We start from the raw sequence: 22,731 nt of genomic DNA, 5'->3' as shown, positions 1-22,731 counted from the left end.
CGCGCAGGCCGGCACGCTTGCGGTGATGGCCGGCGGCCGTGCGGCCGATCTCGACGCGGTGCGGCCGCTGATCGACACGTACGCGTCGCGCATGACGCACATGGGCGACGCGGGCGCGGGGCAGACGGCGAAGCTGTGCAACCAGGCGATCGTCACCGCGACGGTGACAGCGATCGCCGAGGCCGTCGGTCTTGCACAGGCGAGCGGCATCGATGCCGCTCGGCTGGCCGAGGCGCTGGCAGGCGGCTGGGCGGATTCGGTGCTGCTGCAGACGTTCGTGCCGCGCATGACGTCGGGCGGCCATCCGCCGATCGGCGCGCTCAGCACGTTCCAGAAGGACGTCGATGCGATTGCAGACGCAGCGCGCGACACGGGCGCGGTGATGCCGGTATCGGCCACCGTGCAGCAGGTGTTGCGGCTTGGCGCCGCGCAAGGGCTCGCCGCGGCCGATTTCGCTGCGTTCATCGACATCGTGCGGCCCGGCAACGGGCGTCAGCAGGCGTCGTGACGGGCAAGCGGGGCGCGTGAATGGCAGATGGGCCGCCCGGAGGCGGCCCATCGAATGGCAGGGAGATCAGCCGAGGGAGCGAGGTGTCGTGTCGCCGGCGTTCTGGCGACCGAGCCCGCCGCGCAGGCTCGCTTTCGTGCCTGCACCAAACTCGGGCAGGATGCGCGCACGCGCACGGCTGGCGAACACGAGGAAGCCGAAGCCGTTTGCTTCATACCAGTATCCGCCGTTCTCGAGGCCGTCCAGCGGCTGCTCGAGCGCGTTGGCGATCGATTCGATGCAGCGCTTGCGCAGTTCGGCGATGGCCGGATAGGGCGGCTGGGCGCCGCGCACGCTGCACAGGAGCACGTCGAGACCGGGCAGCACATGCGCGTACAGGACGGGTTCGTCCTGCGCACGGGCGCGGGCAATCTTGGTGTCGAGCTGGGCAAACGGTTTCGAGTGGCGCAATACCGCGAGGAATGACTCCTGGCCATCCTGCTGGGCACGCCGACGTTTTTTCGGGAAGGACATAAACACTCGCCTCAAAAACAATTGCAAGAAATGCGGCACTTTCATGCGACCCACTCCCGGCTATGTACGCCGCATGTCGATCCTTTATAGCACACGAAAATGCTGCCTTCGTGCAGTACGACGATCAATGTCTCCCGTCGACCTGCTCGCCATGATCGACACAGCCAGCGTCTTGGCGCCCGTACTGTCGTTTAGTCTCCATCATAGACCTGCTTTCCCCGCGCGTGCATTCGCCCGTCACAAAAAAGTGAGATAGGCCGCATGCGGCGGTGCATCGCGTGCGCAATAAAAAGGCCCGCACGGAGCGGGCCTGGCTGGCGGGGCGCTTGGCGATCAGCGCTGCTTCAGCGAATCGCGGATCTCGCGCAGCAGCACGGTGTCTTCCGGCGTCGCAGCCGGTGCGGCTTCATCCGGCTTGCGCAGCTTGTTGATGAATTTCACCATCAGGAAAATGATGAACGCGAGGATGACGAAATTGATTGCCACCGTGATGAACGAGCCGTAACCGAACGCGGCGACACCCGCGGCCTGCAGGTCCTTGAACGAATCGGGATTACCCTTGAACGTCGGGGGGATGGTGCCGAGCAGAACGAACTTGTTCGAGAAATCCAGGCCGCCGGTCAGCACGCCGATGACCGGCATGATGAGGTCTTTCACGACCGAGTCGACGATCTTCGAGAACGCGCCGCCGATGATCACGCCGACGGCGAGATCCATGACGTTGCCCTTGACGGCGAACTCCTTGAATTCCTTGATGATGCTCATGAGCGGCTTTCTCCTGGTTGAGGCGAGGGGAGGCATGCCGCGACGCGCAGGGATGCATAGCGTCGAATGAGGGTCGGTGGCACGCCGATGGCCGCATGATAGCGAACGCTCCCCATTGCCGGTAGTCCATCTTGAAATGATTGACAAATCCGCGCGTCGGCGCGGCCGGCCATGCAGGGGAGCGTGGCGTGCGTTGCAGCGCGTCGCGGGTGCGTCGACGCGCTGAGTAGCGTCAGGTGTTGTCGTCGGTCCAGCCGTCGTCGTTGCTGCCGAGATCCATGCCGCCACCGCCGTTGCCGTCGCTCCAGTTCGAGCTGTCGCCGCGGCCGAGGTCGAAGCCCGGGTCGTTCTCCTGCCGGCGGCGCTCGCCGTCGACGATCACGTCGCGTTCGACCACGCGCTCGCGGCCGCCCGACATCGCTTCGCCGAGCAGTACGCCGGTCAGCAGCCCGCCCATGCCGCCACCGAAACCGCCGCCGCCTTGCTGGATCACGACAGGCGGTTGCTGTTGCGGGTAGGGCTGCTGCGGATACGGCTGGCCTTGCGCGCCCGTCATGCGGTCGGCTTCCTGCGCATACACGGAGCCACTGCCGTTCGCCGGTGCCGCGGGTTGCGCGGCCGGATCGGGACGGCCTTCGACGCGTGCCTTCACACTTGCATGGCGTTGTTCGAGTTCATCGACGCGATACGGCGGCACCGGATTCTTGCCGTTCGACAGCGATTCGACGAGCGTGCGCGCATCGGTCTCGATCGCTTCGAGTTCGCCCGTGAGTGCCGCGGCGCCGGGCGCCGTCGACAGCTTCGCGTCGAGTTTCAGCGGGCGGATGTCGTTCAGCACGTCGGTGGCGCGCTTGAGCTGCGTGCGGCGTTCGTCGTCGGCGCGGCTGTCGTCGGCGGTGCGTGCACGCCGCAGCGTCCAGCGCAGCACCAGCGCGATCACCGCGACGATCAGCCCGAGGCCGATCCACATGCCGGTCGACGGGCCGTGCTTTTCGGCCGGCGCGACGGCGGGCGCGAGTGACGATTGCAGCGTGCCGGCCTGCGTGGCCGAGGGCGCGTTGCCGCTCACGCGTGCGGCGTCGGCGCGGATGCGCGACTCCGTCTGCGCGAAGCGCGATGCGTCGGTGAACTTGAGTTGCGGATCGAGCGTCTTCGCGCGCTGCAGCTGCTCGAGTGCGTTGGATGCGCGGCCCTCGCGGTCCAGCACCTGTGCATACAGGTAGCGCGCATGCGCGTTGTTCGGATGGGCGTCGATGACTTGCGACAGCTGCGTGTCGGCTTGCTGCCAGTTGCGTTGCGCGATCGATTGCTCGACCTGCTGCAGCGACGGGACCGCAAACGCGGCGGACGACAGCAACATCAGCGAGAGGCCGAGTGCGGCGAGAGATTTCTTCATGGTCGAACCGGGCGCAGGCGCCCGTCTCCTGACGATCGGTTCGCGCCGCGCCCGGGGCGGGCAGCGGCGCGGTTGCCTGCAGCGGCCGTTACTGCGCGGGCGTGTCCATCTGCTTCTTCAGCGCGGCGAGGCGATCCTCGACCGACGGGCCCTTGTTCAGCGCGGCGAGCTTGTCGTCGAGCGCCTTGCCGCTCGACGTGTCGGCCGAATTCAGGCGCGCGTCCGAGCGTGCGTTCTGCAGTGCGACCTTGTCCTCGAGCTTCTGGAAGTCTTCGGACAGGTTCTTGCCGCCGATGCCGCCCAAGGCGCTGGCCGCGACATCCTTCGCCTGCGCGATTTCCTGCTTGGCCTGCAGGATGTTCGAGCGGGCATTCAGGTCGTTGCGGCGCTGGCGCATGTCGGCGATCTGCCCCTTCAGCTTGTCGACCGACGGTTCGAGCGTCGACAGCTCGGCCGCGAGCGCGTCACGCTCGGCTTCCGCGTTCGACTGTGCGCCGAGCGCCTCGCGTGCGAGTGCTTCGTCGCCGGACTGCAGTGCGCGCTTCGCGCCGTCCTCGTACTTCTTCACCTTGTCGTCGGCCGCATCGCGCTTGCTGCGCTGGGTCGCGACCTGTGCCTCGATCTCGATCAGCGAATTCTCGGCACGGCCGATGCTGTCGTCGAGCTCCCGCACGATCTGCCGTGCGTCGCGCGACGGATCCTGTACCGAATCGGCCGCATCGTTCAGCAGGCCTTTGATCGTGCGCGAAACAGAGTCGAAAAGCGACATGAAATCCTCCGTGGTTGAAAGGCGCCGCGTGAGAGCGGCAGTGCCCGTTGCGAGCCGGTTCCGACCCGCATGAGCCGGCGGATATTACACCACCGGTTCACTTAAATACGGCTTAAACGCGCGAGTTCAAGCGGCTTGCGCATCAGGATTTCGAACCTTTCGCGATTGAAAGAAAATCGGCGGTGCGCGCCATATTGCGTGTCCATGATAGGCAGAGGATGCCGACAATACGTTCCTTAAATCACGGCATTGCGGGAATTTTTACAAAAAATCGCGAAGGCACCCGGTCGATTTCATTAAAATGCGCTGTCACGTCGCGGGAACGGATCGCCGCGCGGCGGGGTCTGTCGACGTGACAGCCGCATCACGCTGTATCCGCTCTGATTCATTCGCCTGCATTTCCGCATGCGTCCGAGGGCGCCACGTACGCCCGCCATTCCGACATGCCAATTATCAAACGACCGCCTTCTTCTTCCGACAGGAACGAACCCCACTACACGCTGCGCCGTTCGCCGTCCGGAGCCTATTACCCCGATGACGACGATCGCGACGACGACCGCCGCACCCAGCGCAGCGGCGGCGGCGGACACCGTCGCTCGTTCGGCTCGCGCGTCGTGCTGTGGTTCGCCGGCCTGTTCGTGACGCTGGCGATCGTCGGCGCGCTGATCGTCGGCTACGCGCTGGTCGTGATGGCGCCGCAACTGCCGTCGCTCGATGCGCTGACCAACTACCAGCCGAAGGTGCCGCTGCGCGTGTTCACGGCCGATCACGTGTTGATCGGCGAGTTCGGCGAAGAGCGCCGCAGCCTCGTACGTTTCCAGGAAATCCCGGACGTGATGAAGAAGGCCGTGCTCGCGATCGAGGACTACCGCTTCTACGAACACGGCGGCGTCGACTTCGTCGGCATCCTGCGCGCGGGTGTCGCCGACCTGATGCACGGCGGCGCGCGCCAGGGCGCGAGCACGATCACGATGCAGGTCGCGCGCAACTTCTTCCTGTCGAGCGAGAAGACCTACACGCGCAAGATTTACGAAATGCTGCTCGCGTACAAGATCGAGAGGGCCCTGACGAAGGACCAGATCCTCGAGCTGTACATGAACCAGATCTATCTCGGCCAGCGCTCGTACGGCTTCGCTGCCGCTGCGCGCGTGTATTTCGGCAAGGACCTGAAGGACATCACGCTCGCGGAAGCGGCGATGCTCGCGGGGCTGCCGAAGGCGCCGTCGGCGTATAACCCGGTCGTCAATCCGAAGCGCGCGAAGGTGCGCCAGGAATACATCCTGAAGCGCATGCTCGAGGTCGGCTACATCACGCAGCCGCAGTACGACGAGGCCGTGAAGGAAGAGATCCACGTGCGCACGCCGGGCAACCAGTACGCGGTGCACGGCGAGTACGTCGCCGAGATGGTGCGGCAGATGATGTACCAGCAATACAAGGATGAAACCTACACGCGCGGGCTGACCGTCACGACGACGATCAACTCGTCCGACCAGGAAGCCGCGTACCAGGCCGTGCGTCGCGGCATTCTCGACTACGAGCGCCGCCACGGCTATCGCGGGCCGGAAGCGACGATCAAGCTGCCCGCGGCCGGCGACGACCGCGACGAGGCGATCGACGACGCACTCGCCGATCACCCGGACAACGGCGACCTGCAGTCGGCGGTCGTGCTGTCGGCATCGCCGAACGCGGTCGAGGTGCAGTTCGTCGGCGGCGCGACCACGACGATCGGCCCGGCCGGGCTGCGCTTCGTGGCGGGCGCGCTCAGCCCCCGTGCGAACGACACGCTGCGCATCAAGCCGGGCTCGGTCGTGCGCGTGCTGAAGGACGGCAAGACGGGCTGGCAGGTCGTGCAGCTGCCGCAGGTCGAAGGCGCGCTCGTCGCGATCGCGCCGCAGGATGGTGCGATCCGCTCGCTCGTCGGCGGCTTCGACTTCAACAAGAGCAAGTTCAACCACGTGACGCAGGCATGGCGGCAGCCGGGCTCGTCGTTCAAGCCGTTCATCTACTCGGCATCGCTCGACAAGGGCATGGGGCCGGCGACGATGATCAACGACGCGCCGCTGTACTTCCCGCCGAGCGTGCCGGGCGGCACCGCATGGGAGCCGAAGGACGACGACCAGCCGGACGGCCCGATGACGATGCGCACCGGCCTGCAGCGTTCGAAGAACCTCGTGTCGATCCGGATCCTCGCGTCGATCGGTACGCAGTACGCGCAGCAGTACGTGACGCAGCGCTTCGGCTTCGATCCCGCGAAGACGCCGCCTTACCTTCCGATGGCGCTCGGCGCGGGCCTCGTGACGCCGCTGCAGCTCGCGACCGGCTATGCGGTGTTCGCGAACGGCGGCTACAAGGTCGATCCGTACCTGATCGCCGAGGTCGACGACGCACGCGGCCAGGCGCTGCAGAAGTCGCAGCCGGTGCTCGCGGGCAGCACGGCGCCGCGCACGATCGAAGGCCGCAACGCGTACGTGATGAACAGCCTGCTGCATTCGGTCGCGACGGCCGGCACGGGCGCGGGCACCAACGCACTGGGCCGCAGCGACCTGCAGGGCAAGACCGGTACGACGAACGACGCGAAGGACGGCTGGTTCGCCGGCTACCAGCAGTCGCTCGTCGCGGTCGCGTGGATGGGCTTCGACCAGCCGAAGAGCCTCGGCAGCCGCGAATTCGGCGCGCAGCTCGCGTTGCCGATCTGGGTGAACTACATGCGCACCGCGCTGAACGGTGTGCCCGAGCAGCAGATGCCGATGCCTGACGGCCTGACCTCGATCGACGGCGAGCTGTACTACGCCGATCGCACGCCGGGCAACGGTTTCGTCGCGAACGTCGACATCAACCCGGCCGAGAATTCGATCAGCGCGAACGACGCACTCGGTTCGGCCGGCGCGGCGGGGCTGGCACCGCCGCCCGTCACGCCGCAGGAGAAGCAGCAGATCATGGACATGTTCGAGAACAAGTAAGCGGCACGCCGCTGTTCCCGCATGCGACGGGCGCCTTCGGGCGCCCGTTTTTTTTGCGCGAATGGTCGGCGGAGAGAAGCGAAATCAGAACGACGCGCAGGCCGCTACGACCGTCATGCCGACCGATTGCTGGTGGAATCGCTGCATGTATGCTTGCCGGATCGCGGCGAGCCGCGCACGCGTGTCGGACGTATCGTCGGCGATGATACGGATCACGAAGCTGTCTTCGCGCGTGATCCCGCCGCTTGCGCGGTCGCGCCACTGGCCGTGCGTGTCCCAGTAGGTGAGGCCGTCGGGGAACCGCGGCGTGACCGTGTCGGCGAGGAAGGCCGCGCGCTCCGCATCGGTGACGGGGCCGCGCCCCGTGATGTCGCGCCCGAACAGCAGGTCGGCCTGCAGCATCGGGTTCTCGCCCGGCTGCGTACAGGCCGACGGTGCGCTGACGACGGGCGAAGGTGGTGCCGCGCAACCGGCGAGCAGCGCGACCGCCATCGCGCATGCGGCCAGCGACCGCATTTGCCCATTTCGTGACGATCGACCTCCGCGCGCGCAAAACGCTGCGCGCTCAACCACTTGCGTGCTTGTCCGGCGGGTTATCAACAGGGCTGTCAACATAATCTGGGGATAACCCTAGGTTTGTCCGAGCGTGCCCGATGTGGGGTCAGTGCTGCAGTTTCGCGTGCGCGAGATGCATGCCGAGTGTGCCGGGGTCGGTATTGGTGCCGGATAGCAGCACGCCGACGCGCTTGCCCTGCAGTGTTTCGCGCAGCGGGCCGAGCAGGGCGGCCAGCGCAGCCGCGCACGCCGGTTCGACCGACAGTTTCAGTTGCGAGAACAGGAACAGCATCGCGGCACGCAGCGCGTCGTCGGAGACGGTGACGATGCGGTCGACGTGGCGCCGGCACAGCTGGTAGCTGTATTCCTCGGTATGCGGCGCCATCAGCGAATCGGCGATCGTCTGCATCGCGCTCATCTTGATCGTGTGATTCGCCGCGAAGCTGCGGCTCATCGCATCGGCGCCTTCCGGCTCGACGCCGTACACGTGCACGCGCGGATTCGCGAGCCGCAGCGCGGTCGCCATGCCGGCCGCGAGCCCGCCGCCGCCGATCGGCACGATCACCGCGTCGAGGTCGGGGGTCTGCGTCGCCCATTCGTAGCCGAGCGTCGCGGTGCCGAGGATCGTGTGATAGCCGTTGAACGGATGGATGAAGAAGCGGCCTTCCTCGGCCTCGATCCGCCGGACCAGATCGAACGCCTGCGACGCGCTGCCCGCCAGCACGACTTCCGCGCGGTACTGCTTGCACTGCGCGATGCGCGACGGGCTTGCGGTATGGAACATCACGACCTTGGCGCTGCTGCCGAGCCGCATCGCCGCATACGCGACGGCCGCCGCGTGATTGCCGGCCGACACGCAGGTGACGCCGGCGTTCTTGCGCGCCTCGTCGAGTGCGAGCAGGTGCGTGAATGCGCCGCGCGCCTTGAAGCTGCCGCTGACCTGCAGCAACTCGAACTTGAAGTTGACGTGCGTGCCCTCGAGGGACGGCAGGTCGGCGCGTTCGAACACGGGCGTGCGCGCGACCCAGGGCGACAGCGCGAAATGCTGCGCGGCGATTTCGTCGAGCGTCGGGATCGGCTCGCCGTCGATCGTCGTATGGGCGGTGCCCTGTTGTTCAGTCGACATGACGTGGCGGGTGGCGGAGTGGGCCGACCCGCACACGCGGGCCGGCGTGGCGGGGGGCAGTCAGTGCGCGTCGACCGACATGCTGCGGATGAACTTGCGCAGGAACTGCTCGCAGCCGGCGAGCTGCGCAAGCTCGACATATTCGTTCGGCTTGTGCGCCTGTTCGATGTTGCCGGGCCCGCATACGACGCTCGGGATGCCCGCGCGTTCGAACAGGCCGGCTTCGGTGCCGTAGGCGACCTTGCGTTTGTCCTGGTCGGCCGTCAGCGCGCGCACGAGTTGCGTGATCGCGGCTTGTTCGGTGGCGTCGAGGCCGGGCGCCGCGGCGATCTTCGAGAACTCGATCGCGGCATTCGGATGCTCGCGCAGCATCTGCGGCAGCAGTGTTTCCCGTGCATACGCTTCGATGCGCGTGAAGATCTGCTCGGGATCGAGCGTCGGCAGGTTGCGGAACTCGAAGTCGAACCGGCATTCGGCCGGCACCGTGTTGATCGCGTTGCCGCCCTGGATCGTGCTCGTCTGAGCGGTCGTGAACGGCACGTCGTACAGCGCGTCGAATGGCCCTTCGGCGCGGAAGCGGTCGGCAATGTCGCGGATGTGGCAGATGAGGCGCGCCGCATACTCGATCGCGTTCAGCCCCTTCGGCGTCAGCGACGAATGCGCCGCGTGGCCGCGCACGCAGCAGCGGTACGCGTTGATGCCCTTGTGCGCGATGATCGGCCGCATGCTGGTCGGCTCGCCGACGATGCAGCCGGACGGTTGCACGCCGCGCTTGACCAGATCCGCAATCATCAGCGGTGCGCCCGCGCAGCCGATTTCCTCGTCGTAGGACAGCGCGAAATGGATCGGCTTCGCGAGCTGGGTGGCCTGCATCTCGGGCAGCAGCGCGAGCGCGGTGCCGATGAAGCCCTTCATGTCGCAGGTGCCGCGGCCGTACAGGCGGCCGTCGCGGATCTCCGGAGCAAACGGGTTGCTGTCCCATTGCTGGCCGTCGACCGGCACGACGTCGGTATGCCCCGACAGCACGATGCCGCCGTTCGTCGAGCCGTCGTGCGCGGGCACGGTGGCGAACAGGTTCGCCCAGCCTTCACGCGGATCGTGCGTGATCGTCGAGGCGATGCCTTTCGCGGCGAGCGCGTCGCGTACCGTTTCGATCAGGCCGAGGTTCGGCACGCGGCTCGTCGTGTCCATCGACACCAGTTGCTTGATCCAGGGCAGGCTGACGAGCGACGCGTCGCCTTGGGTTGCGGCGGACGGCGCGGTCGCGTCGAGAGTGGACATGGCAAAACTCCGTCTGATGAATGGGAAAATCATACTCAAAAACGCGTCGGCCCGCCCGCGTCGGCCGCAGTGCGGTGCAGCAACGCCGCACCTGTCACTATCGCATCAGCGCACCGCGGCAGCCGCTCCCTGCTTGGGTCCGAGCGCGCGCAGCGTTTCCTTGATCGTCGACACGCGGATCGCGAGATCGGGCGAGCGCGTCTCGATGCGCAGCTTGTCCTGGCCCGCGAGCTTGATGTGCCGATGCTTCTGCACCATCTCGATGATCCGCATCGGATCGATCGGCGGATTCGGCTCGAACTGCAGCCCGATCGCCACCTCGCTCGCATCGATCTTCACGATGCCGAGTGGCTTCGCGGCGATCCGCAGCCGGTGCGTCTCGACGAGCGCATGCGCCTGCGGTGGCAGCTTGCCGAAGCGGTCGATCAGCTCTTCCTGGATGCCGTCGATCGCGTCGCCGTGCTCGCAGTTCGCGAGGCGCTTGTACAGCGACAGCCGCTCCTGCACGTCCGCGCAGTAGTCGGCCGGCAGGATCGCCGGTGCATGCAGGTTGATTTCCGTCGTCGCGGCGAGCGGGGCGGTGAGGTCGGGCTCCTTGCCGTTCTTCAGCGCCTTCACCGCGTCATTCAGCATGTCCGTATAGAGCTGGAAGCCGATCTCGTGGATTTCGCCCGACTGCTTGTCGCCGAGCACCTCGCCGGTGCCGCGGATCTCGAGGTCGTGCATCGCGAGATAGAAGCCCGAGCCTAGTTCCTCCATCTGCTGGATCGCTTCCAGCCGGCGCTGGGCCTGCTTGGTCAGCGCCTGCGGATCGTGGACCAGCAGGTATGCGTACGCCTGGTGATGCGAGCGGCCGACGCGGCCACGCAGCTGGTGAAGCTGCGCGAGACCGAACTTGTCCGAGCGGTGCATGATGATCGTGTTCGCGCTCGGCACGTCGATGCCGGTTTCAATGATGGTCGTGCACAGCAGCACGTTCGCGCGCTGCGCGACGAAATCGCGCATCACCCGTTCGAGTTCGCGTTCGTGCATCTGGCCGTGCGCGATCACGATGCGCGCTTCGGGCACGAGCGCCTCGAGCATCGCCTTGCGGTTCTCGATCGTCTCGACCTCGTTGTGCAGGAAGTACACCTGGCCGCCGCGCTTCAACTCGCGCAGCATCGCCTCGCGGATCACGCTTTCTTCCTCGCGGCGCACGAAGGTCTTGATTGCGAGCCGTTTCTGCGGCGCGGTTGCAATGACCGAGAAATCGCGCAGCCCTTCGAGCGCCATCCCGAGCGTGCGCGGGATCGGCGTCGCGGTGAGCGTCAGCACGTCGACTTCCGCGCGCAGCGCCTTCAGCGCTTCCTTCTGGCGCACGCCGAAGCGGTGTTCCTCGTCGATGATCACGAGGCCGAGGCGCTTGAACTGCACGTCCGACGACAGCAGCTTGTGCGTTCCGATCACGATGTCGACGCTGCCTTCGTTGATTTGCGCGATCGCCGCGTTGACTTCCTTCGCGGTCTTGAAGCGCGACAGCTCGACGATCCGCACCGGCCAGTCCGCGAAGCGGTCGGCGAAGGTCTGCGTGTGCTGCTCGGCGAGCAGCGTGGTCGGCGACAGCAGCGCGACCTGCTTGCCGCCCAGCACCGCGATGAACGCGGCGCGCAGTGCGACCTCGGTCTTGCCGAAGCCGACGTCGCCGCACACGAGGCGGTCCATCGGCTTGCCGCTCGTCATGTCGCCGATCACGGCCGCGATGGCGGCCGCCTGGTCGGGCGTTTCCTCGAAGCCGAAGCTTTCGGCGAACTTCACGTAGTCGCGCGGATCGAGCGAGAACGCGTGGCCTTCGCGGGCCGCGCGGCGCGCGTACAGGTTCAGCAGCTCGGCAGCGGTATCGCGGATCTGCTGCGCGGCCTTGCGCTTCGCGCGTTCCCACTGGCCGGAGCCGAGCGCGTGCAGCGGTGCGCTGTCGGGATCGGCGCCGCTATAGCGCGAGATCACGTGCAATTGCGCGACGGGCACGTAGAGCTTGCTGTCGCCCGAGTATTCGAGATGCAGGAATTCGGTTTCGCCTTCGCCGAGATCCATCGACACGAGGCCCATGTAGCGGCCGATGCCGTGCTGCGCGTGGACGACCGGGTCGCCGACCTTCAGCTCCGACAGGTCGCGCACCATCGCGTCGACGTTGCTGGCCTGTTCCTGCCGGCGGCGGCCCGCGCGGCGGCCGAGCGCGCCGTACAGTTCGGTTTCGGTGACGACCGCATAGCCTTCGCCCGGCACCGCGAAGCCGTTCGCGAGCGGCGCGACGCCGAGTGCGAAGCGTTCGTCGCTCTCGAGCCAGCCGGCGAAGTGGTCGTTCGATGCGGGGCGCAGATGGTGTTCGGCGAGCAGCTGCAGGATCGTCTCGCGGCGGCCGGCCGATTCGACGGTCAGCAGCACGCGCTTGCCTGACGATTCGACGAACGTGCGCAGCGACGCGAGCGGATCGTCGGCATGGCGATCGACGGTGAGCTCGGGCAGTCCCGTCGCCCAGCCGCCGGCCGGCTGCGCGGGCAGTACGACCCGTGCGAACGGCTTCGCGAACGCGAAGAAATCCTCGTCGGACAGGAACAGGCGCTGCGGTTCGAGGATCGGCCGCTCGCGATCGTGCGCGAGGAACGCATGGCGCTGCTTCGTATCCGCCGTGAAGCGGCGGATCGACGCCTCGAGATCGCCGGTGAACACGAGGTGAGCGTCCTGCGGCAGGTAGTGGAACAGCGTGGCGGTTTCGTCGAAGAACAGCGGCAGGTAGTACTCGATGCCGGCCGACGGCACGCCGTTGCCGATGTCCTTGTAGATCGGCGCGCGGCTCGGGTCGCCTTCGAAGGTCTCGCGCCAGCGGCTGCGGAAGGCCGTGCGCGCGGCCTCGTCGAACGGAAACTCGCGGCCGGGCAGGAGACGCACGTCGCGCACCGGGTAGAGGCTGCGCTGCGTGTCGGGGTCGAACGCGCGGATCGAGTCGACCTGGTCGTCGAACAGGTCGATCCGGTACGGCAGCGGCGAGCCCATCGGGTACAGGTCGATCAGCGAGCCGCGGACGCAGTATTCGCCGGGCCGCACGACCTGGCTCACGTGCTCGTAGCCGGCCAGCGTGAGCTGCGCCTTCAGCTTCGCCTCGTCGAGCCGCTCGCCCTGCGCGAATGCGAACGTGTACGCGGCCATGAACGACGCGGGCGGCATCCGGTACAGCGCGGTGGTCGCGGGCACGAGCAGGATGTCGCAGCGGCCCTCGCCGAGGTCGTGCAGCGTCGCGAGACGCTCGGATACGAGATCCTGGTGCGGCGAGAAGGTGTCGTACGGCAGCGTTTCCCAGTCCGGCAGCAGGCGTACGCGCGCGTCGGGCGAGAAGTAGCGGATTTCCTGCGAGAGCCGCTGAGCATCGACCGCGTTCGCGCAGATCACCGCGAGGAGCGGCACGTCCTGGCGGTTGTCGGCGAGATAACGGGCGATGGCGAGCGCGTCGGCGGAACCATGCGCGCCGTCGAAGGCGAAGCGCTGGCCGGGCTTGACGCGGGCAACGGGCGAGGCGGACGGGGTGGAAGCGTTATCTGGCATAGGGACGACAGGGGTGGCGTGCACGGGCGCATCGCGGTGCGCCGGTCGAGACGAAAGACCTATTATAAAATCCGCTTCTCGATTTCATCTTTCCGGCGTTTCCCTTCGTGACTCCCCGACTTTTCGCCCTGATTCCCTGTGCCGGCACCGGCAGCCGTTCCGGCTCGGCCGTGCCGAAGCAATACCGCACGCTGGCCGGCCGCGCGCTGCTGCACTACACGCTTGCCGCGTTCGACGCGTGCAGCGAATTCGCGCAGACGCTCGTCGTCCTCGCGCCCGACGATTCCCATTTCGACGCGCGCCGCTTCGCGGGCCTGCGCTTCGCGGTGCGCCGCTGCGGCGGTGGCTCGCGCCAGGCGTCGGTGCTGAACGGGCTGCTCGAACTGGCCGAATTCGGCGCAACCGACCACGACTGGGTGCTGGTGCACGACGCCGCGCGCCCGGGCATCACGCCGGAGCTGATCCGCACGCTCGTCGCGACGCTGAAGGATGATCCGGTCGGCGGCATCGTCGCGCTGCCGGTGGCCGATACGCTCAAGCGCGTGCCGGCCGGCGGCGACGCGATCGCGCGCACCGAGTCGCGCGACGCGCTGTGGCAGGCGCAGACGCCGCAGATGTTCCGCATCGGCATGCTGCGCGAGGCGATCCTGCGCGCGCAGCGGGAAGGGCACGACCTGACCGACGAAGCGAGCGCGATCGAATGGGCCGGCCATACGCCGCGCGTCGTGCAGGGCAGCCTGCGCAATTTCAAGGTCACGTACCCGGAAGATTTCGCGCTCGCGGAGGCGATCCTCGCGCGCTCCACGAACGCTTCCTGACTTTCACCCCCTCACAATCGGAATACGCATGGATTTCAGAATCGGACAAGGCTACGACGTGCACCAGCTCGTCGAGGGGCGCCCCCTCATCATCGGCGGCGTGACGATTCCGTACGAACGCGGCCTGCTCGGCCACTCGGACGCGGACGTGCTGCTGCACGCGATCACCGACGCGCTGTTCGGCGCGGCGGCGCTTGGCGACATCGGCCGCCATTTCTCCGACACGGACGCGGCATTCAAGGGCGCCGACAGCCGCGTGCTGCTGCGCGAGTGCGTCGCACGCATCAATGCGGCCGGTTTCACGATCCAGAACGTCGACAGCACCGTGATCGCCCAGGCGCCGAAGCTGGCGCCGCATATCGACGGGATGCGCGCGAACATCGCGGCCGATCTCGGCCTGCCGCTCGACCGCGTGAACGTGAAGGCGAAGACCAACGAGAAGCTCGGCTATCTTGGCCGCGGCGAGGGGATCGAGGCGCAGGCCGCCGCGCTGCTGGTGAAGCAGGGCGGCTGACGCCCGGCTGCGGCGCGCGGTTCGCCCGCCGCGCCGCGCCGCGGAAATGAAAAATGCCACGCGGATGCGTGGCATTTTCGTTTGGCGCGGCCACCGGGCCGGCGCGACCGCCGGCCGGGTGGTGCAACCGCTTATTCGCCTTCTGCGGCGATCACTTGCGCGGCGGCGTTGATCACCGACGCGATACGGCCGACGTCGCGCAGCTGCGTGACGGTCATCCCTTGCTCGTTCTTCAGCAGCGCATAGTGCGACTTCACGCAGAAGTGGCACTTGCCGACGATCGACGCGGCGAGCGCGTACATCTCGAACTTGCGCTTGTCGACGCCACCGTGCGTCGCATACGCGCCCATCCGCAGTTCGGCGCGTTGCGTCTTCAGGTCGGCATCGTCGGCCATCTCGACATACGGATACCAGGTGTTGTTCATCCCCATCAGCGCGGCCGCCGTCAGCACGGCGTTCGTCTCCTCGGGCGACAGGACGCCGGCTTCGCGGATCGTCTTGATGAGCACCGTGCTCTTCGCCGCGATGGCCGCCGCCAGCGCGACGCCGACCGCGTCGGTGCCTTCGAGCGACGAGCGCGAGATCGTGCCGTCGAGGTTCAGGCGAATGTCCTTCGCGTAGTCGGGAATACGTGCCTTAATCGAATCGATGAATTCCATTGATATCTCCTATGGGTTGGCCGTTAAAAAAGCCCGCAGGCAGGACGTGCGCCGCGGGCTTCGTGCATCGATGCGCTTACAGCGTTGCGCCGCCGACTGCACGGTTGCACGGGCACAGTTCGTCCGTTTGCAGGCCGTCCAGAATCCGCAGGACTTCTTCCGGGCTGCGGCCGACGTTCAGGTTGTTCACCGAAACGTGCTGGATCGTGTTGTCCGGATCGACGATGAACGTTGCACGCAGGGCCACGCCGGCTTCCTTGTCGCGCACGCCGAGCTGGTCGATCAGCTCGCCCTTGACGTCGCCGAACGCGTAGTGGTTCAGCTTGTCGAGGTCCTTGTGCTCACGGCGCCATGCGAGCTTGACGAATTCGTTGTCCGAGCTGCCGCCCAGCAGGATGGCATCGCGCTCTTCGAACTGCTTCGTGAGCTTCGCGAATTCGACGATTTCCGTCGGGCACACGAACGTGAAATCCTTCGGATAGAAGTAGATGATCTTCCACTTGCCCGGGAACGACGCTTCGGTGACGGTCTCGAATGCCGACTGGCCGTTTTCCTCGTGATGATTGAAGCCCGGCTTCGCGGCTACGACGGTGAAAGCTTCGAGTTTATCGCCCACGGTTTTCATGCGGATACTCCTGTATGAGTTGGGAAGAAGACTGAGTCAAGCTACCTCGGTGCTGCAACGATGATGTGACAGCATGGGCAAAACTATAACACTATTAGTAAAGTGCTTCAATAGATTTTGACTAACGATCTTCATAGTTTTTTTCAACCGGATCGATAGTGTGCAGCGCAAGAAGTGTGCGCGAGCGCGTCACGCAGTCGCACGCGCCTTGCCGGCGCCGGGGAATTCGAGTGTGACTTCGAGGCCCGCTTCGGGGTTGCGGTTGCGCAGGCGCAGCGCGCCGCGATAGCGGCCGACGAGGCGCAGCACGATCGCCATCCCGAGGCCTGTGCCGTCCGCCTTGGTGCGGGCGGTGTCGACGCGGTAGAACGGCCGCATCACGAGCGGCAGTTGATCCTCGGGGATGCCGGGGCCTTCGTCGCTCACCGACAGCTCGACGCGTGCGTGCGACACGCGCGTCTCGAGCGTGATGCGCGATACGCCGTCCTGCTTGCTCTGCCCATATTTGCGCGCGTTCTCGACGAGGTTGCCGATCACGCGGCGCATGTCGGTCTCGTCGGCTTCGATCACCGCGCTCGGCGCGAGCCGCGTGCGGATCTCGACGCCGTCCTCGCCCGACACGCGCGCGGCGACTTCTTGCGCGATCGACGACAGGTCGACGGGCTCCGGTTTGCGTTGCGACGGGCGGGCGTAGTCGATGAAGGCCGCGATGATGCGGTCCATCTGCTCGATATCGTCGACCATCGCATCCTTGGTCGCCTGGTCGGACGGGCTCATCTCGGTTTCGAGCCGCAGCCGCGCGAGCGGGGTGCGCAGGTCGTGCGAGATGCCCGCGAGCATCAGCGCACGGTCGGCCTCGAGCTGCTCGAGGTCGCGCACCATCTGGTTGAAGCTGCGGTTGGTGTCGGCCGCGACGCCCATCCCGCGCTCGGGCAGCAGCTCGGGCGTCTGGCCTGAGCCGATCTGCCGCGCGGCGAGCGCAAGCCGCGAGAACGGCCGGTTCACGAGGCTCGTGATGAACGCGGAGCCGAATAGCGACAACGCGAGCGCGAACAGCCCCCAGCCGGCCCACTGCAGGCCCGTGACGTTGTCGAGCTGGTCGCGGTCGAGCGCGACCCAGTAATCGTCGTCGTCGATCTTGAAGCTGATCCATACGCCGGGAATGTCGTTGACCGACTGCGCGATCACGGTATCGTCGCCGAGGCGGCTGCGGATGTCGTGTTCGATCAGACGATTCAGCGATTCGTCAGGCTGCAGCTTGAATTTGTCGGTTTTCTCGCGCGGGTAAACGCGCACGCCCTCGTTGCTCTCGAGATCCTGAAGCAGCGCGCGCCGCAGATCGGGATCGGAATAGAGCAGGGCGGTGCGCGTGAGCTTCACGATCGCGACGAGCTGCAGCGCGACGCGCTGCGCACGCGGCTCGCGCTCGATCACGCGAAAGCTCTGGAACCACGCGGCGAGACTGACCGAGATCAGCAGCGCGATCAGCAGGAAGGTGCGCCAGAACAGCCCGCCGAACGCGAGCTGCAGGAGGCGCCGGTCGATACGCATGGGACGGGCCGTGGGCGGGCGAAACCGGAAAGAAAAAAGATCAGGCGGCGCCGTCCGGGATGAACACGTAGCCGAGGCCCCAGACGGTCTGGATGAAACGCGGGCTGCCCGGATCCGGTTCGATCAGTTTGCGCAGGCGCGAGATCTGCACGTCGAGGCTGCGGTCGAACACTTCATATTCACGGCCGCGCGCGAGTTCCATCAGCTTCTCGCGCGACAGCGGCTGGCGCGGATGACGCGCGAACACCTTCAGCACCGAGAACTCGCCGGTGGTGAGCGGAATTTCCTGGCCGGACTTCGTCAGCGTGCGTGTCGCGAGGTTCAGCGAGAACTCGCCGAACTCGAATACCTCGGTGGTTTCGGACGGCGCGCCCGGCAGTTCGGCCGGCGCCTGACGACGCAGCACCGCATGAATGCGTGCAACGAGTTCGCGCGGGTTGAACGGCTTCGGCAGGTAATCGTCGGCGCCCATCTCGAGGCCGACGATGCGATCCACATCCTCGCCCTTCGCGGTGAGCATGATGATCGGCGTGCGGTCGTTGCTGCCGCGCAGGCGGCGGCAGATCGACAGGCCGTCTTCGCCCGGGAGCATCAGGTCGAGCACGAGCAGGTCGAAACGCTCGCGTACCCAGAGCTTGTTCATTGCGGTCGCGTTTTCGGCGACGTAGACATTGAAACCCTGCTCGCCGAGATAGCGGCGCAGCAGATCGCGCAGGCGCGGGTCGTCGTCGACGACGAGAATCTTGGAGGGGTTTTTCGTTTCCATGATCGGCATCTTATCGCGAATGGGAATTGACGCACGGCCGCGTATTTTCGGGCGTTACAGTCGGTTACAAAATTTACCCGTAGTGTCGCGCCGAGTAAAGGCAGGCTATAGAGATTCCTTTACTCGAAGCCGAAATTCGGTAGATACTCCCCTGCACTCCATCTTTCATCTTTGCACACCCGAATTCCGCAGGGTTTTTCAAGTACCAGAGGTAACCGGTTGCCGCGTGACGAAGGGAACAAATCGACCAAAGAAGCGAGGACGGTCATGCGATCTGCCCGGATTGCACTGATGCTGACGATCGCGCTTGCCGGTCCGTATGCGTCGAACTTCGCGTATGCGCAGCGCCCCGAGCAGGGCGCATCGTCGCGCAAGCTGCCGCGCGGCAAAGCGCCGCAGTCCGATCGTACCGCCGAGATGACGGTCCGTTCCGCCGTGCCTCCCGATCTCGAACAGCACCGCCGCGACGGGCACATGACGCCCGAGGAGCGCCACCTTTTGCGCCAGCACATCGAGGACGCCGTTCGCGAGCTGTACAAGCGCTGACGCGCCGTCCTTCGCCTTGCGCGGAACATGCCGCGCGGAAAAGATTCGTAGCAATTTTTCCGTCAACTTTCGCCTGCTGATTGCCGTTGTACCGGCATCCGCACCGCCGGTGCGTTCCGGGAGTCCATGACGATGAAAGCGAACGCTGCCGCACCGGCGCCGTCGCCTGCGATGCAGTCGCCGCTCGACGCCGACGATGCATTGTTTTTCCTGAGCCGTACCGGCTTTTCTCCCGCGCCCGCCGATGTTGCGCGCATCGTCGGCATGACGCGTGCGCAGGTCGTGGCCGACACGCTCGGCAACGTTCGCCGCGACCCTGTCACGACATGGCCCGACTGGATCGCCGAGTTGCCGCCGACGCGCGCGCAGCGCCAGGCGCTGACCCCCGACATGCGGCGCGACGAGCAGCGCGAGCGCAACGTCCGGTACGATGCGCTGCGCGCGGCGTGGGTCAACGAGATGATCGTGACGCCGTCGCCGCTCACCGAGCGCATGACGCTGTTCTGGCACGGGCACTTCACGTCGGGGCAGGACAAGGTGCCTTACCCGCAGACGATGGCGGCGCAGAACGCACTGTTTCGCCGCGAGGCGCTCGGCAATTTCGGCGTGCTGCTGCACGCGGTCGCGAAGGATCCGGCGATGCTGCAGTACCTCGACGGCGCGAGCAATCGCAAGGGGCGCCCGAACGAGAATTTCGCGCGCGAGGTGATGGAGCTGTTCACGCTCGGCGAAGGGCATTACACGCAATACGACGTGACCGAAGCCGCGCGTGCGATGACGGGCTGGACCGTCGATCCCGATACCTATCGCTTCGAGGTGCGGCCGGATCTGCACGATGCGGGCGACAAGACGATCCTCGGCGAAACGGGGCCGTTCGACGGCGATGGCTTTCTCGACATCCTGCTGAAGCGGCCCGGCACCGCGCGCTTCATCGCCGCCAGGCTGTGGCGCGAGTTCGTGTCGGATACGCCCGATCCGGGCGCGCTCGATGCGGTGGCCGAACGGTTTCGTTCGAGCGGCTACGACATTCGCGCGGCGCTCGCCGCGCTGTGGTCGACCGACGCCTTCTGGGATCCACGCAACCGAGGCGTGCTCGTCAAGTCGCCGGTGGAATTCGTCGTCGGGTCGGTGCGGCTGTTCGACGTGTCATACGGCGATCCGCAGATGCTCGCGAACACCGTGCGCACGCTCGGGCAGAACCTGTTCTACCCGCCGAACGTGAAGGGCTGGCCGGGCGGCGCGCTGTGGATCAACAGCACCACGTTGCTCGCACGCAAGCAGTTCGTCGAACAACTGTTCCGCGCGACGGAGACGGCCGGCATGCACCCGCCGGCGCATGCGATGTCGCCAGCGCCGAATGTCCGCGCGCATGCGATGCCGGTGGTCGATACGGCGTCCGCTGCCGGCATGCGCAGCACGCCCGCCAAGCCTGCTCGCGCCGGCCTGCGTTTCGACCTCGAACGCTGGCTTGCACAATATCGCGCACGGCCGCAGGCGATCGCGGGCTTGTCGACCGAGCTTCAGTTGCAGCACGCGGTGCTGCAACTGTCGCCGGTCGCGGCGATCGACACGGATTCGACCGGCAGCGCGTATCTTGAGGCGCTGCTGATGGATCCGGCCTATCAACTGAAATGATTCGAACGACGATGAAGCGGGGAGCCGGTGCGGCAAAGCTGCCGGACGGTGAACCAAAGGATGCGCGATGAACCGACGTGATTTTCTGACGCTGACGGGCGCGGCGGCCGCGGCCGGCGTGTCGATGTGGCAAGCGCCTGCGATGGCAGCTTCCGTGGCGCAGGCGGGGCGCCAGGCGGCGCCCGGGTATGCGAACGTGCTGATCCTCGTCGAGCTGAAGGGCGGCAACGACGGCCTCAACACGGTGGTGCCGTATGCGGACCCGCTGTATTACCAGTTCCGGCGCGGCATCGGCATCAAGCGCGAGCAGGTGCTGCAACTCGACGCACACACGGGGCTGCATCCGTCGCTCGCGCCGCTGATGCCGCTGTGGCGCGACGGGCAGGTTGCGGTCGTGCAGGGCGTCGGCTATCCGCAGCCGAACCTGTCGCATTTCCGATCGATCGAGATCTGGGATACCGCGTCGCGCTCGGATCAATACCTGCACGAGGGCTGGCTCACGCGCACGTTCGCGCAGGCGCCCGTGCCGCCCGGTTTCGCGGCCGACGGCGTCGTGCTCGGCAGCGCCGAGATGGGGCCGCTCTCGAACGGTGCGCGTGCGATCGCGCTCGTCAATCCCGCGCAGTTCATCCGTGCGGCCCGGCTCGCCGAGCCGTCGTCGCTGCGCGAACAGAACCCCGCGCTCGCCCACATCATCGACGTCGAGAACGACATCGTGAAGGCGGCCGACCGGCTGCGCCCGCGCGGCGGGATGCGTGAATTCAGGACGGCGTTTCCGGCCGGTGCGTTCGGCACGTCGGTCAAGACCGCGATGCAGGTGCTGGCCGCGTGCGAAGCGTCCGGGCCCGGCGCGCAGGATGGTGTCGCGGTGCTGCGCCTGACGCTCAACGGCTTCGATACGCACCAGAACCAGCCGGGGCAGCAGGCCGCGCTGCTCAAGCAGTTCGCGGAAGGGATGAGCGCGATGCGCGGCGCGTTGATCGAACTCGGGCGCTGGAACCAGACGCTCGTGATGACGTATGCGGAATTCGGGCGGCGGGTGCGCGAGAACCAGAGCAACGGCACCGATCACGGCACGGCCGCGCCACATTTCGTGATGGGCGGCCGTGTGGCCGGCGGGCTGTACGGTGCGCCGCCGGCGCTCGGGCGGCTCGACGGCAACGGCAACCTGCCGGTCGCGGTCGATTTCCGCCAGCTCTACGCGACCGTGCTCGGGCCGTGGTGGGGGCTCGATGCGACCCGCGTGCTGCAGCAGCGCTTCGATACGCTGCCGTTGCTGAAGGCGTGAGGAGCGAGGATCAGCGGCGGCGCGCGGCGCGCCACGCGATCCACAGCTTGCGGATCGGCGTCAGCGCGATACGCTGATGCAGCACCTGGTAGTCGTCGCGCTCGATTTCGTCGAGCAGCGAGCCGGCCAGTGCGATCTGCGCGCGCAGCGTGCGCTGGGCGCGGCGTTCGGATGCCGGGATCGCCGCTTCGGCAGCCACGAGCGCTTCGCGCGCGCGCGCCGTCTGGAATTGCAGCAATTCGGTGAAGGCCGGGCTGTAGCGGCGATTCAGCAGATCGGCCGCGGTCACGTTGTAGCGCTGCAGCTCGTCGATCGGCAGGTAGATGCGGCCGTGGCGCGCGTCGTTGCCGAGGTCCTGCACGAACTGCGCGAGCATCAGCGCACGGCCGGCGTCTGCGGCCCACGGTTGCGGGTCCGCCGGGTTTGCCGAACTTGCGCGTGCGACCAGCGACGCGAAGGTGCCGCCGACCTGCGCGATATAGCGCTGCAGGTTCGCGAAATCGAGGTAGCGCGCCTGTTCGAGATCCATCCCGTAACCGTTGACGAGCGTACGCAACGCATCGGCCTCGGCGGCGATCGCCGGATGATGCTTGGCGAGCGCCTTCGTGACCGGGTGCGACGGTTGCCCGTCGGCCAGCGCCGCGAGTTCCTTGTGCCACCACGCGAGCTTCGTGTGTCCGACGGTCGGGTCGCTGGTTTCCTTGACGGTTTCCTCGAGTTCGCGGCGCAGCGCGAACAGTGCCGTCAGGCGCGGCTGCGTGGCGAGCGGTGCCTGACGCAGCGCGTAGTAGACGCTGGAGCCCGCAGGGGCGGCCTTTTGCTGACAGTAGTCGTCGAAGTTCACGGGCGGAATCGTGTGGGGGCGGGTTCGGGGGACGCG

At 66.6% G+C, this 22,731-nt stretch carries 20 protein-coding genes; 7 read left to right on the top strand and 13 right to left on the bottom strand.

What is annotated here, in order from left to right:
- Window positions 1-508: NAD-binding protein (locus G3N99_RS07500; RefSeq protein WP_206122042.1), on the top strand; the 508-nt coding region annotated here is incomplete at its 5' end.
- Window positions 509-574: 66 nt separating this feature from the next.
- Here G3N99_RS07500 and G3N99_RS07495 read toward each other — a convergent pair.
- The 4 genes from G3N99_RS07495 to G3N99_RS07480 form a co-directional block, all read right to left on the bottom strand.
- Window positions 575-1,021, bottom strand: coding sequence for a hypothetical protein (locus G3N99_RS07495; RefSeq protein ID WP_027784713.1), 447 nt, complete (start codon window positions 1,019-1,021; stop codon window positions 575-577).
- Between the two features lie 333 nt (window positions 1,022-1,354).
- Window positions 1,355-1,786: a large conductance mechanosensitive channel protein MscL gene (gene mscL / locus G3N99_RS07490; RefSeq protein WP_059233903.1), complete on the bottom strand. Its 432-nt coding sequence runs from the start codon at window positions 1,784-1,786 to the stop codon at window positions 1,355-1,357.
- A gap of 232 nt (window positions 1,787-2,018) precedes the next feature.
- Window positions 2,019-3,182, bottom strand: coding sequence for a tetratricopeptide repeat protein (locus tag G3N99_RS07485; RefSeq protein WP_206122041.1), 1,164 nt, complete (start codon window positions 3,180-3,182; stop codon window positions 2,019-2,021).
- 88 nt (window positions 3,183-3,270) lie between these two features.
- On the bottom strand, window positions 3,271-3,951 hold the full coding sequence (locus G3N99_RS07480) for a PspA/IM30 family protein (RefSeq protein WP_174941246.1): 681 nt from the start codon (window positions 3,949-3,951) through the stop codon (window positions 3,271-3,273).
- Between the two features lie 443 nt (window positions 3,952-4,394).
- On the opposite strand from G3N99_RS07480, the gene G3N99_RS07475 reads away from it, so the two are divergent.
- Window positions 4,395-6,911, top strand: coding sequence for a penicillin-binding protein 1A (locus G3N99_RS07475; protein ID WP_174941244.1), 2,517 nt, complete (start codon window positions 4,395-4,397; stop codon window positions 6,909-6,911).
- Between the two features lie 84 nt (window positions 6,912-6,995).
- Here the strand turns inward: G3N99_RS07475 and G3N99_RS07470 are convergent, their stop codons facing one another.
- From G3N99_RS07470 to mfd, 4 genes are all read right to left on the bottom strand, one after another.
- Complete coding sequence (locus G3N99_RS07470) at window positions 6,996-7,427, bottom strand: DUF3574 domain-containing protein (RefSeq protein WP_206122040.1); 432 nt, start codon at window positions 7,425-7,427, stop codon at window positions 6,996-6,998.
- A 145-nt stretch (window positions 7,428-7,572) separates the two neighbouring features.
- Entirely contained in the window at window positions 7,573-8,592 is a 1,020-nt protein-coding gene (locus G3N99_RS07465) for a threonine/serine dehydratase (protein WP_174941240.1), read from the bottom strand.
- 60 nt (window positions 8,593-8,652) lie between these two features.
- On the bottom strand, window positions 8,653-9,873 hold the full coding sequence (gene argE / locus G3N99_RS07460; RefSeq protein ID WP_174941238.1) for an acetylornithine deacetylase: 1,221 nt from the start codon (window positions 9,871-9,873) through the stop codon (window positions 8,653-8,655).
- A 105-nt stretch (window positions 9,874-9,978) separates the two neighbouring features.
- Complete coding sequence (gene mfd, locus G3N99_RS07455) at window positions 9,979-13,449, bottom strand: transcription-repair coupling factor (RefSeq protein WP_174988262.1); 3,471 nt, start codon at window positions 13,447-13,449, stop codon at window positions 9,979-9,981.
- A 107-nt stretch (window positions 13,450-13,556) separates the two neighbouring features.
- On the opposite strand from mfd, the gene ispD reads away from it, so the two are divergent.
- Window positions 13,557-14,267 carry a 2-C-methyl-D-erythritol 4-phosphate cytidylyltransferase gene (ispD, locus tag G3N99_RS07450; RefSeq protein ID WP_011352390.1) on the top strand — a complete coding sequence of 237 codons (711 nt, stop codon included), beginning with the start codon at window positions 13,557-13,559 and terminating at the stop codon, window positions 14,265-14,267.
- Window positions 14,268-14,295: 28 nt separating this feature from the next.
- The gene (gene ispF / locus G3N99_RS07445) at window positions 14,296-14,781 is read left to right on the top strand and encodes a 2-C-methyl-D-erythritol 2,4-cyclodiphosphate synthase (RefSeq protein WP_011352389.1); all 486 of its coding nucleotides are present in this window, start codon (window positions 14,296-14,298) and stop codon (window positions 14,779-14,781) included.
- A gap of 131 nt (window positions 14,782-14,912) precedes the next feature.
- Here ispF and G3N99_RS07440 read toward each other — a convergent pair whose 3' ends face one another.
- The 4 genes from G3N99_RS07440 to ompR all read right to left on the bottom strand — a co-directional run bounded on the left by G3N99_RS07440 (window position 14,913) and on the right by ompR (window position 18,382).
- Window positions 14,913-15,440: a carboxymuconolactone decarboxylase family protein gene (locus G3N99_RS07440; protein WP_011352388.1), complete on the bottom strand. Its 528-nt coding sequence runs from the start codon at window positions 15,438-15,440 to the stop codon at window positions 14,913-14,915.
- 76 nt (window positions 15,441-15,516) lie between these two features.
- Window positions 15,517-16,065: a peroxiredoxin gene (locus G3N99_RS07435; protein WP_011352387.1), complete on the bottom strand. Its 549-nt coding sequence runs from the start codon at window positions 16,063-16,065 to the stop codon at window positions 15,517-15,519.
- A gap of 189 nt (window positions 16,066-16,254) precedes the next feature.
- Entirely contained in the window at window positions 16,255-17,616 is a 1,362-nt protein-coding gene (locus tag G3N99_RS07430; protein ID WP_043188038.1) for an ATP-binding protein, read from the bottom strand.
- Between the two features lie 40 nt (window positions 17,617-17,656).
- The gene (gene ompR, locus G3N99_RS07425) at window positions 17,657-18,382 is read right to left on the bottom strand and encodes a two-component system response regulator OmpR (protein ID WP_004199523.1); all 726 of its coding nucleotides are present in this window, start codon (window positions 18,380-18,382) and stop codon (window positions 17,657-17,659) included.
- A gap of 267 nt (window positions 18,383-18,649) precedes the next feature.
- On the opposite strand from ompR, the gene G3N99_RS07420 reads away from it, so the two are divergent.
- From G3N99_RS07420 to G3N99_RS07410, 3 genes are all read left to right on the top strand, one after another.
- Window positions 18,650-18,928: a hypothetical protein gene (locus tag G3N99_RS07420; RefSeq protein WP_174941234.1), complete on the top strand. Its 279-nt coding sequence runs from the start codon at window positions 18,650-18,652 to the stop codon at window positions 18,926-18,928.
- A 132-nt stretch (window positions 18,929-19,060) separates the two neighbouring features.
- Window positions 19,061-20,563, top strand: a complete 1,503-nt coding sequence (locus tag G3N99_RS07415) for a DUF1800 domain-containing protein (RefSeq protein WP_206122039.1) — start codon at window positions 19,061-19,063, stop codon at window positions 20,561-20,563.
- Window positions 20,564-20,630: 67 nt separating this feature from the next.
- On the top strand, window positions 20,631-21,851 hold the full coding sequence (locus tag G3N99_RS07410; RefSeq protein ID WP_174988270.1) for a DUF1501 domain-containing protein: 1,221 nt from the start codon (window positions 20,631-20,633) through the stop codon (window positions 21,849-21,851).
- A gap of 10 nt (window positions 21,852-21,861) precedes the next feature.
- Here the strand turns inward: G3N99_RS07410 and hpnD are convergent, their stop codons facing one another.
- Window positions 21,862-22,695, bottom strand: coding sequence for a presqualene diphosphate synthase HpnD (hpnD, locus tag G3N99_RS07405; protein ID WP_206122038.1), 834 nt, complete (start codon window positions 22,693-22,695; stop codon window positions 21,862-21,864).
- Window positions 22,696-22,731 lie beyond the last annotated feature (36 nt).

This window comes from Burkholderia sp. Ac-20392 (genome assembly GCF_017104585.1).
Lineage (GTDB): Bacteria > Pseudomonadota > Gammaproteobacteria > Burkholderiales > Burkholderiaceae > Burkholderia > Burkholderia lata.
The sequence above is the reverse complement of the archived record's forward strand: the minus strand, read 5'-3'. Positions and strand labels throughout refer to the sequence as shown.

What these genes read in the sequence shown, in the direction of transcription:
- G3N99_RS07495 (WP_027784713.1), bottom strand. Translation starts at nt 1,021, where the DNA reads ATGTCCTTCCCGAAAAAACGTCGGCGTGCCCAGCAGGATGGCCAGGAG.
- mscL (WP_059233903.1), bottom strand. Translation starts at nt 1,786, where the DNA reads ATGAGCATCATCAAGGAATTCAAGGAGTTCGCCGTCAAGGGCAACGTC.
- G3N99_RS07485 (WP_206122041.1), bottom strand. Translation starts at nt 3,182, where the DNA reads ATGAAGAAATCTCTCGCCGCACTCGGCCTCTCGCTGATGTTGCTGTCG.
- G3N99_RS07480 (WP_174941246.1), bottom strand. Translation starts at nt 3,951, where the DNA reads ATGTCGCTTTTCGACTCTGTTTCGCGCACGATCAAAGGCCTGCTGAAC.
- G3N99_RS07475 (WP_174941244.1), top strand. Translation starts at nt 4,395, where the DNA reads ATGCCAATTATCAAACGACCGCCTTCTTCTTCCGACAGGAACGAACCC.
- G3N99_RS07470 (WP_206122040.1), bottom strand. Translation starts at nt 7,427, where the DNA reads ATGCGGTCGCTGGCCGCATGCGCGATGGCGGTCGCGCTGCTCGCCGGT.
- G3N99_RS07465 (WP_174941240.1), bottom strand. Translation starts at nt 8,592, where the DNA reads ATGTCGACTGAACAACAGGGCACCGCCCATACGACGATCGACGGCGAG.
- argE (WP_174941238.1), bottom strand. Translation starts at nt 9,873, where the DNA reads ATGTCCACTCTCGACGCGACCGCGCCGTCCGCCGCAACCCAAGGCGAC.
- mfd (WP_174988262.1), bottom strand. Translation starts at nt 13,449, where the DNA reads ATGCCAGATAACGCTTCCACCCCGTCCGCCTCGCCCGTTGCCCGCGTC.
- ispF (WP_011352389.1), top strand. Translation starts at nt 14,296, where the DNA reads ATGGATTTCAGAATCGGACAAGGCTACGACGTGCACCAGCTCGTCGAG.
- G3N99_RS07440 (WP_011352388.1), bottom strand. Translation starts at nt 15,440, where the DNA reads ATGGAATTCATCGATTCGATTAAGGCACGTATTCCCGACTACGCGAAG.
- G3N99_RS07435 (WP_011352387.1), bottom strand. Translation starts at nt 16,065, where the DNA reads ATGAAAACCGTGGGCGATAAACTCGAAGCTTTCACCGTCGTAGCCGCG.
- G3N99_RS07430 (WP_043188038.1), bottom strand. Translation starts at nt 17,616, where the DNA reads ATGCGTATCGACCGGCGCCTCCTGCAGCTCGCGTTCGGCGGGCTGTTC.
- ompR (WP_004199523.1), bottom strand. Translation starts at nt 18,382, where the DNA reads ATGGAAACGAAAAACCCCTCCAAGATTCTCGTCGTCGACGACGACCCG.
- G3N99_RS07420 (WP_174941234.1), top strand. Translation starts at nt 18,650, where the DNA reads ATGCGATCTGCCCGGATTGCACTGATGCTGACGATCGCGCTTGCCGGT.
- G3N99_RS07415 (WP_206122039.1), top strand. Translation starts at nt 19,061, where the DNA reads ATGAAAGCGAACGCTGCCGCACCGGCGCCGTCGCCTGCGATGCAGTCG.
- G3N99_RS07410 (WP_174988270.1), top strand. Translation starts at nt 20,631, where the DNA reads ATGAACCGACGTGATTTTCTGACGCTGACGGGCGCGGCGGCCGCGGCC.